The 8,683-nt window shown below is 40.1% G+C and carries 11 protein-coding genes; 7 read left to right on the top strand and 4 right to left on the bottom strand.

Going from position 1 to position 8,683, the window contains the following annotated elements:
• Positions 1-123: 123 nt before the first annotated feature.
• Positions 124-267, bottom strand: coding sequence for a hypothetical protein (locus ACUW6H_RS07060; RefSeq protein WP_454363370.1), 144 nt, complete (start codon positions 265-267; stop codon positions 124-126).
• Positions 268-717: 450 nt separating this feature from the next.
• Between ACUW6H_RS07060 and ACUW6H_RS07055 the strand changes: the two genes are divergently transcribed.
• The 5 genes from ACUW6H_RS07055 to ACUW6H_RS07035 all read left to right on the top strand — a co-directional run bounded on the left by ACUW6H_RS07055 (position 718) and on the right by ACUW6H_RS07035 (position 4,551).
• Complete coding sequence (locus ACUW6H_RS07055; protein ID WP_001229587.1) at positions 718-1,476, top strand: amino acid ABC transporter ATP-binding protein; 759 nt, start codon at positions 718-720, stop codon at positions 1,474-1,476.
• Positions 1,477-1,486: 10 nt separating this feature from the next.
• On the top strand, positions 1,487-2,281 hold the full coding sequence (locus ACUW6H_RS07050; RefSeq protein WP_454363367.1) for a transporter substrate-binding domain-containing protein: 795 nt from the start codon (positions 1,487-1,489) through the stop codon (positions 2,279-2,281).
• A gap of 12 nt (positions 2,282-2,293) precedes the next feature.
• Positions 2,294-2,971, top strand: a complete 678-nt coding sequence (locus ACUW6H_RS07045; RefSeq protein ID WP_096408023.1) for an amino acid ABC transporter permease — start codon at positions 2,294-2,296, stop codon at positions 2,969-2,971.
• 9 nt (positions 2,972-2,980) lie between these two features.
• The gene (locus tag ACUW6H_RS07040) at positions 2,981-3,640 is read left to right on the top strand and encodes an amino acid ABC transporter permease (protein WP_454363365.1); all 660 of its coding nucleotides are present in this window, start codon (positions 2,981-2,983) and stop codon (positions 3,638-3,640) included.
• A 128-nt stretch (positions 3,641-3,768) separates the two neighbouring features.
• Positions 3,769-4,551, top strand: coding sequence for a DUF4037 domain-containing protein (locus ACUW6H_RS07035; RefSeq protein ID WP_454363363.1), 783 nt, complete (start codon positions 3,769-3,771; stop codon positions 4,549-4,551).
• Between the two features lie 139 nt (positions 4,552-4,690).
• On the opposite strand, the gene ACUW6H_RS07030 is transcribed toward ACUW6H_RS07035, so the two are convergent.
• The 3 genes from ACUW6H_RS07030 to ACUW6H_RS07020 all read right to left on the bottom strand — a co-directional run bounded on the left by ACUW6H_RS07030 (position 4,691) and on the right by ACUW6H_RS07020 (position 7,226).
• Entirely contained in the window at positions 4,691-5,128 is a 438-nt protein-coding gene (locus ACUW6H_RS07030) for an Rrf2 family transcriptional regulator (protein WP_454363361.1), read from the bottom strand.
• A gap of 143 nt (positions 5,129-5,271) precedes the next feature.
• Positions 5,272-6,213 carry a hypothetical protein gene (locus ACUW6H_RS07025; protein ID WP_454363359.1) on the bottom strand — a complete coding sequence of 314 codons (942 nt, stop codon included), beginning with the start codon at positions 6,211-6,213 and terminating at the stop codon, positions 5,272-5,274.
• 161 nt (positions 6,214-6,374) lie between these two features.
• Positions 6,375-7,226 carry a metallophosphoesterase family protein gene (locus ACUW6H_RS07020; RefSeq protein WP_454363357.1) on the bottom strand — a complete coding sequence of 284 codons (852 nt, stop codon included), beginning with the start codon at positions 7,224-7,226 and terminating at the stop codon, positions 6,375-6,377.
• Between the two features lie 195 nt (positions 7,227-7,421).
• Between ACUW6H_RS07020 and ACUW6H_RS07015 the strand changes: the two genes are divergently transcribed.
• Positions 7,422-7,787, top strand: a complete 366-nt coding sequence (locus tag ACUW6H_RS07015; protein WP_454363355.1) for a hypothetical protein — start codon at positions 7,422-7,424, stop codon at positions 7,785-7,787.
• Positions 7,788-8,057: 270 nt separating this feature from the next.
• Entirely contained in the window at positions 8,058-8,681 is a 624-nt protein-coding gene (locus ACUW6H_RS07010; protein WP_454363353.1) for an AAA family ATPase, read from the top strand.
• Positions 8,682-8,683: the final 2 nt, after the last annotated feature.

Here is an 8,683-nt window from a genome sequence, read left to right as displayed (position 1 = left end):
TGTCTTGTCTTGTCTTGTCTTGTCTTGTCTTGTCTTGTCTTGTCTTGTCTTGTCTTGTCTTGTCTTGTCTTGTCTTGTCTTGTCTTGTCTTGTCTAATGATTGTACCATCATTCTCTCCTTCGTCAAGCATTTTTCTTCTGAATTAGGCGTAAAACTTTTTGACCTTTTTCAGTAATTGCATACTTACCACGCTTATTTTGATAAGGACAAACATACTCTCCCACAATCAAATCACGCAATAGCCTATTTGTTTTTAATTTTGACATGTGGTTGATCTCAGCTATCTCTTGTTGAGATAAGGGGATATAATAATCGCTTTTCACTCCGACTTGATTTTCCTTCAGCGACTTTAGCAGACGGAAAGTATCATTTGAGAAAGGCTCAAGAGTAAATTCAACCCTATGTAACTCTCCTAACTTAATTATTATATCACAAAACAAAACCTCATAAAAGGTTATAAACTTACACCGTAAAAAATTTTGAAGTAAATTTTCAACGAGAAAACTACAAAACTATCGTTATTTAGCATTTTTAGCTATCAATGGCTAGTTTTCTTGTTGCTATAAAGCCGTTTCAAGGTATTGACCTGCTATCTCTCTAATTGGATAATATAACCTTTTTACTACAATTTTACTAATTTTTTCTGATTCAATTTGACAAGACAAATCTTTTGTTGTAAAATCATGTTATAAAATCTAACACAAAGGAGGTCTCTCATGGCTTTAGTAGAATTTAAAAACGTCGAAAAATATTACGGAGACTATCACGCACTCCGCGACATCAATCTCCGTTTTGAAAAAGGACAAGTCGTTGTCCTGCTTGGACCTTCTGGTTCTGGGAAGTCCACTCTTATCCGTACGATCAATGGTTTGGAGGCTGTTGACAAAGGAAGTCTCCTGGTCAATGGACACCAAGTAGCAGGTGCCAGTCAGAAAGATTTAGTTCCTCTTCGTAAGGAAGTAGGCATGGTTTTTCAACATTTTAACCTTTATCCACACAAAACGGTGTTAGAAAATGTAACGCTTGCACCCATTAAAGTTCTAGGAATTGATAAAAAAGAAGCTGAAAAAACAGCCCAAAAATATCTGGAATTTGTAAATATGTGGGACAAGAAAGATTCTTATCCGGCCATGCTATCTGGTGGACAAAAACAACGGATTGCCATCGCACGCGGACTCGCTATGCATCCCGAACTCCTCCTCTTTGATGAGCCAACATCTGCTCTTGATCCTGAGACTATCGGAGATGTTCTAGCAGTTATGCAGAAACTGGCACATGACGGGATGAACATGATCATCGTTACCCACGAAATGGGCTTTGCCCGTGAAGTTGCTGACCGCATCATCTTTATGGCCGACGGAGAAGTTTTGGTGGATACGACAGATGTCGATGACTTTTTCGACAATCCAAGCGAACCTCGTGCCCAGCAATTCCTCAGCAAGATTATCAACCACGAAAGCGATAAAGTCAAATAAGGAGGCGCCTATGAAAAAGAAACTCTTTTTATCCGCATTGTTAATTAGCCTTTTCAGCCTTGCTACTACCAAACCAGTCCAAGCCGATACTAGTGTGGCAGACATTCAAAAAAGAGGCGAACTAGTTGTCGGTGTCAAACAAGATGTTCCCAATTTTGGCTACAAGGATCCCAAGACAGGGACTTATTCTGGTATCGAAACCGACTTGGCCAAGATGATTGCAGACGAACTCAAAGTCAAGATTCGCTACGTTCCAGTTACCGCTCAAACCCGCGGACCACTACTAGACAATGAACAGGTCGATATGGATATCGCGACCTTCACCATCACAGACGAACGTAAAAAATTATACAACTTCACCAGTCCCTACTATACGGACGCTTCTGGTTTTTTGGTCAACAAATCTGCCAACATCAAAAGCATTGAAGACCTAAACGGTAAAACGATCGGAGTCGCTCAAGGTTCCATCACCCAACGCCTGATTACTGAACTAGGGAAAAAGAAAGGTCTAACCTTTAAATTCGTCGAACTTGGTTCCTACCCAGAATTGATTACTTCCCTTCACGCTCACCGTATTGATGCCTTTTCCGTGGACCGCTCTATCCTGTCCGGCTACATTAGTAAACGGACAGAACTACTAGAAGATAGTTTCAAGCCATCTGACTACGGCATTGTTACCAAGAAATCAAATACCGAGCTCAATGACTATCTCGATACCTTGGTCACTAAATGGAGCAAGGATGGTAGTTTACAGAAACTTTATGACCGTTACAAGCTCAAACCATCTAGCCATACTGCAGATTAAGGAGGACACCCCATGACAGATTTATCATCTTGGACAGCCTATTTTCAGGATTTTGGACAATTTTTCAATGGTTTCCTCTTCACCCTTGCCTTAGCTATTGGATCCTTTATTCTAGCTATGGTCTTAGGAATCATCTTTGGAGTCCTATCAACTAGCAAACATCAAATTTTAAGAATTTTGGCTCGTATCTTTGTCGAATTTTACCAAAATACTCCCCTCTTAGTGCAGTTTGTTATCGTCTTTTATGGTCTACCTCTTATCAGTGAACACACCATCATGATTCCGATTTATTGGACAGCTGTTCTCTGCGTGGGACTCTATCACGGTGCCTATATTGCTGAGGTGATTCGTTCAGGGATTCAGTCTATTCCTAATGGTCAGATGGAGGCCGCCTTGTCGCAAGGTTTCACCTATATCAGTGCCATGCGCTTGATTATCTTGCCTCAGGCCTTCCGTATCATTCTCCCACCTTTGACCAACCAAATCGTTAACCTTATCAAGAATACTTCAACCGTTGCTATCATCTCTGGAGTGGACTTGATGTTTGTGACCAAGTCTTGGTCAGCTCTCAACGGAAACTACATCCCTGCCTTTCTAGGTGCTGCCCTACTCTACTTTGCCCTTTGCTTCCCTGTCGCCCAATTTGGTCGCAAGATGGAGCAAGCCAATAAAAAAGCCTATTCACTTTAGGAGGTTACTATGGAATCTATTTTAGAAGTTTTGACCCCAGATAACCTAGTCTTTATCTTTAAAGGATTTGGCTTGACCCTCTATATTTCTCTGATTGCCATTATCCTCTCTACCCTGATCGGGACAGTACTTGCGGTTATGCGAAATGGGAAAAATCCGGTCTTGCGAATCATCTCCAGCATTTACATAGAATTTGTGCGTAATGTTCCCAACCTTCTCTGGATTTTCACCATCTTTTTGGTTTTCAAGATGAAGTCGACACCAGCTGGCATTACAGCCTTCACCCTCTTTACCTCAGCAGCCTTGGCTGAGATTATCCGAGGTGGCCTCAATGCTGTAGACAAGGGGCAGTACGAAGCAGGAATGTCACAAGGATTTACTTCAGCCCAAATCCTCTACTACATCATTCTCCCACAAGCAATCCGTAAAATGTTGCCAGCCATCATTTCTCAGTTTGTAACCGTGATTAAGGATACCAGCCTTCTCTACTCTGTTATCGCCCTACAAGAGCTCTTTGGCGCTAGTCAAATTCTCATGGGACGTTATTTCGAACCTGAGCAGGTCTTCAGTCTTTATATCCTGATTGCCCTCATATACTTCAGCTTTAACCTAGCAATTTCAAGCCTGTCCCGCATGCTAGCCAAACGCTGGCAACAAACAGCAGAATAAAAAAGAAATGTGAACTAATAACAAGGGTTCACATTTTTTGCTATAAATGAAAAAGAGCAGCTCTATGCTATGCAAACGTTTTACTTTTTGGTAAAATGACTTTAAAACCATAACGTAAGGAGAAAAAAATGATCCAAGAACTTTACAAAGAATTCTCTCAACTGGAACAAGTAGAAGCTATCGCTCTTGGTGGTTCACGTGCAGGACAAGACTATGATCAAAATTCTGATTATGATGTCTATATCTATCTCAACTCACCTATTGATGAGGCGACTCGCCTAAAAATTTTGACTAAGTACTGCTCTTATATGGAGATTGGAAACCAGTTTTGGGAATTAGAGGATGACTGTATACTAAACAACGGTATCCAAATCGAGTTGATTTATCGTTCGCTGGAGTCGTTTGAACAAGAACTAAACTCAACTGTTTTTCAGCATCAAGCCCAAAACGCTTATACAACCTGTATGTGGCACAATCTACTCCACAGTAAAATCCTATACGACCCGAATGGGCGCTATACTTCTCTCCAAAAAGCCTACCAGATTCCCTACCCACAGGAACTCAAAAAGCATATCATTGAAAGGCAACTCCTTTTATTAGAACAATCCATGCCTGCCTTCTCTCACCAAATAGAAAAAGCTATCAAACGCCAAGATCTTCTCAGTATGAATCACCGCTCAAGTGAATTTTTTGCTTCCTACTTTGACTTGTTGTTTGCACTCAATGAGCAAACCCATCCTGGTGAAAAACGAATGCTTGACTATGCTAAGACCAATTGCGCTCTCCTACCTAAGCAATTTGAAGGAACTATTCGCGACTATTTCCAACTACTCTACCAACCGCAACAAGGAGAACAAGCGGTCCTAACCTTACAAACCATCTTAAAACAACTAAAGGACATTTTGCCATAAGTAAAAAATGAAGTGTGAACCTGAAACCAAGGCTCACATTTTTTTTACTTAACTGTAAAGCATCTAGTACACTTGAACACAATTCTTCTTGCCCAACTTCATAAAAAATCGGCAATGAAAAAAGAGGACTCTAGCCCTCTTACTTGATCATTTTATCCTGAGTCTCAGCCACAACCTGAGCCAGACTCGTCTGACGAAGTTGGTTTTCCATCGCTAGTTGGATATCCAGCAATTTTTGATCCAAGACTTCATGAATATTTGCTCCTACTGGACAGTTAGGGTTGGGATTGTCATGGAAACTAAAGAGTTTACCAGATTTTCCTAAACATTCAACAGCTTGATAAATATCAAAAAGGCTGATATCTCGGAGGTCTTTGATAATCTCAGTACCGCCCGTCCCACGCGCAACTGATATCAGTTCAGCTTTTTTGAGTTGGGACAAGGTTTTGCGAATAATGACTGGATTGACTCCAACACTGGCTGCGAGAAAATCACTAGTTACCTTACTTTCTTGACTCTTTATGGCAATGATGATTAACATATGAGTAGCAATCGTAAATCGACTTGAAATTTGCATCTTCTTCTCCTTTTACATCCTATCTGATACCCATTATACCCTTTTATGTTGTAATGTCAATTATTACTACAAAGAGTGTCCACTAAAAAAGCCTTGTATTCCCTAATAAGTCCAATGACATAGAGAATACAAAAGCTTATCCTTTATCCAATTTTACGAGCAGTTCCCTTTGTTTTGTGACTTGACCAGACTGAACTGATAGAAATCCCCGCACCAACCAAGGTAAAAACAGCTAACATCCCTAGATTAAAGAAATAATTATCTGGATATTCTCCGCTTGCAATTAGTTCATTGACCACTCGGAAAGCATAGGCAAACTCAACCCCTAGTTGAGCTACGACTTCCATTGCCAAATCGATTTGATTCACTAAAAAGACTGTGACTACCATCAAAACAACAGAAATCAGAATCCCTTTTCGTGATAACTTTCTTGCAAACATTTCATATCCTTTAATGGTACAAATTCCAAGAACAAGCCCCGCTGCGACAGCTACATAACCAAGACGTGCGATGAAAAGAGCAACCGCCCCACCAATCAAGGCTCCAAGTAAGGCACCAATGGTACCAAGAAGAACATTTTCCTTCTGACTGTGATAAGAATCCATTTCAATTTGAAGATTACTCTTCAAAAATTGATAGCTTTCTTCATTGATAATGAAAACCGACTCTCCTAATTGATAAAGACTAACTGGCCCCTCTTGACCACTGTAGCCACAAACTTGAACGAAGTGATGGGATTCAAGGAAATCTACAAAGTCTCTTATAAGTGTCTGTAACTTTTCAATTGTCTTTGATTTGCGCATCACACCCTTGACAACAATAGATACAGTGTACTGGTTAATAGATAAGGTTGACAAGTTTGGAAGTGATTCGCTCTTAAAGTCATCCCACACCAACTCGTTTTCTTCTGAATCCGCAGGATTGCCATTCAAGCTCACACTGACGCTAAGTCGAAACTGATTTTTTACATCTGCTTCATGTAGCAATAGCAAGTAGCCTGATTGCACGCCATAAATGCTTCCAGACTCCTCATCAAACTGTAAGCCTAATCCCGACGCAATTGCCTGTAATTCTTCTGGCTTCATAAATAATCTCCCTTTTATTTTGAACATCAATTAGTATGGTGTTCAAATTATATATTTTTCCACATTCTAGCATAAATTTTATAAGTAGTCAATTCGTTTCCTTTTTGACTTCCCAAGAAACAGCTGTCATCAGACTATCCTATTTCTAGTCAAAACTCCTTTTAAAACCAATCTTTCTTATCTCTTTCCATCCAGAGTTCAACATCTTGATCATAACCTTCTTGCTCGCTAATCTTCCCCAACAATTCATGGTTATGAGTGTGGTGAATTCCATTTACCAAGCTTTCATAGTAAACCTGAAAATAAGGAAGCTTTAAATCCTTAGCCAGTTGCAATTCTGCTTCTACATCATAATCCACTCGACGAAAATCAACATCAGACAAACCAGATTCATCAAACTCTAAGATCATATACTGAGCCCGCAAGTCCTTACGCAACTTCGCATCTAAAAAGAAGGGTTGCCCAATCGAACCCGGATTAAGAATCAACTGTCCGTCACTTCCGTAACGAAGAAACTGTTGGTGGATATGGCCATACACTGCGATAGAAGCATATGGCTCCGTCACCAATCTATCAAAATCTTCTTGTTTTCCCGTATGAATCAACTCCCTACCCCAGTTTTTATCAGGAAGATGATGAGTGATTCCTACCGTTAAATCACCAAACTGACGATGAACTTGCATAGGTTGATCGTGGAGGTCTTCGATTTCTTTAGGGCTGATTTCTTCTAAGATGTACTGACTTTGGCGCAGGAGATAACGATGACTCACTTTTGTAGGATCTAACTTACGATGTAGGCCTAGCCAGAGACTATTCTCCCAATTCCCCAGCACTCTTGCAGTGATGGGCAAGCTAGCTAAGAGATCCAATATCCTTCTACGCCCTGTTCCTGGCATCAGAATATCTCCCAAAAGCCAGTACTCATCTACCTCTGCCGCTCTTGCATCAGCCAGAACAGCTTCCAAAGCTGTCGTATTTCCATGTATGTCTGAAAGAACTGCTATTTTGGTCATTCTTTCTCCTTACTCTCTTAGTTCTTTTGTTAGTATTATAACAGAAAACACTCGAAAAGATCACTATCACCGATTACTGGATTAAATTGTAAGAGCTTCTAAATCGTGCTATAATATAAGTAGAGATTTCCCCTTCATTTAGGATTATGTGGTCTACAATATCTCTCAATTTTTCCAGATTGGAGGACTATTGCCATGCGGAATTATCTTAAGTATATCCCATACTACCTTGTCATTTTCTTCTTTTACTGGCCCCTCTATGAATTGCTTTTACTGCTGATTTCTGATCCTTATACGCTGAAAGGGCTTTACATTTACAACATCATCCTCTTTTCACCTTTGGCAACCTTTATCGTATCCCTTCTTTATAGCTACCGTTTCCAATTCTCACTGTGGTGGTTGCTTGGTATTGCTCTTCTCTATTGCTTTACCATCATTACTTTCAATGAATTCATTCTCGTTTATTTCCTAGCTTATGAACTCTTTGCCCTACTTGGTATGGCTTCTGGTAGAGGTCTTAGTCATCTTATAAACAAGCAGAAAAGTAAAAAAATAGGATAAAAGCCTTGAAAAATCTCGCAATCATGCTATAATAATGCATAGAGACAAGTCACTTAGCCCCTTTCTACTAGAGAGTGCGTGGTTGCTGGAAACGCATAGAAAGCCTAAACTGATACTACTCTACTGACTTTTATGAAAACATAAAACGGTGGCTACGTTAAAGCCAATCAGAGGTGTCAACAGTTTTTGTTGTGCATAAATGAAGGTGGAACCACGTTGCGACGTCCTTTTAGGATGTCGTTTTTTGTTTTGTCAGAAGGAGGAAGAACGATGCTTTATATGATTGGCGGATCGCCTTGTAGTGGAAAGTCAACAATTGCCTCACTTCTTGCTAGACAGTATCAACTACTTCATATCAAACTGGATGATTTGGTAGAAGAGATGATGAGTCAAGCAAGTGCAGACTCACAGCCAATTTGCCTTCTTAGGAAGGATAGAAATCCAGAACAAATCTGGATGAGAAATCCAGAAGAGATGGCAGATGAAGAATGGTGCTTTTATGAAGAGATTTTTCCTTATGTAAAATCTTACTTGATAAAAAATCAAAACAGACCTCTCTTGGTGGAGGGAGCAGGACTTTTGCCTCACTTGGTAAAGGAGCTTGAATGTCAAGTATCATCCTATCTATGCTTGACTCCGACAGCTGATTTTCAAAAAAAGCATTATATACAGAGAGAATGGGTTCCTTATGTCTTAGAGGGTACAACCAACCCTGATCAAGCTTTTGAAAACTGGATGCAACGAGACATTCTTTTTGCTCAAATGGTTCGTAAGGAAGCGGTGAGATTAGGCTATCCTAGCCTCATAACAGATGGCAGTCAATCAGAGAATCAGACTACGGAAGAAGTTGCTCGGCTCTTAAAATTGTCCAACAAAAATAGAATAAATATTTAAGG

It is taken from the genome of Streptococcus sp. 151470009-6 (genome assembly GCF_053628175.1).
Note: the sequence above shows the minus strand (reverse complement) of the source record. Positions and strands in the feature narration are given on the sequence as shown.

Coding starts and splice junctions, on each gene's coding strand:
- ACUW6H_RS07010 (WP_454363353.1), top strand. CDS start 8,058: ATGCTTTATATGATTGGCGGATCGCCTTGTAGTGGAAAGTCAACAATT.
- ACUW6H_RS07025 (WP_454363359.1), bottom strand. CDS start 6,213: ATGAAGCCAGAAGAATTACAGGCAATTGCGTCGGGATTAGGCTTACAG.
- ACUW6H_RS07035 (WP_454363363.1), top strand. CDS start 3,769: ATGATCCAAGAACTTTACAAAGAATTCTCTCAACTGGAACAAGTAGAA.
- ACUW6H_RS07020 (WP_454363357.1), bottom strand. CDS start 7,226: ATGACCAAAATAGCAGTTCTTTCAGACATACATGGAAATACGACAGCT.
- ACUW6H_RS07050 (WP_454363367.1), top strand. CDS start 1,487: ATGAAAAAGAAACTCTTTTTATCCGCATTGTTAATTAGCCTTTTCAGC.
- ACUW6H_RS07055 (WP_001229587.1), top strand. CDS start 718: ATGGCTTTAGTAGAATTTAAAAACGTCGAAAAATATTACGGAGACTAT.
- ACUW6H_RS07040 (WP_454363365.1), top strand. CDS start 2,981: ATGGAATCTATTTTAGAAGTTTTGACCCCAGATAACCTAGTCTTTATC.
- ACUW6H_RS07015 (WP_454363355.1), top strand. CDS start 7,422: ATGCGGAATTATCTTAAGTATATCCCATACTACCTTGTCATTTTCTTC.
- ACUW6H_RS07060 (WP_454363370.1), bottom strand. CDS start 267: ATGTCAAAATTAAAAACAAATAGGCTATTGCGTGATTTGATTGTGGGA.
- ACUW6H_RS07030 (WP_454363361.1), bottom strand. CDS start 5,128: ATGCAAATTTCAAGTCGATTTACGATTGCTACTCATATGTTAATCATC.
- ACUW6H_RS07045 (WP_096408023.1), top strand. CDS start 2,294: ATGACAGATTTATCATCTTGGACAGCCTATTTTCAGGATTTTGGACAA.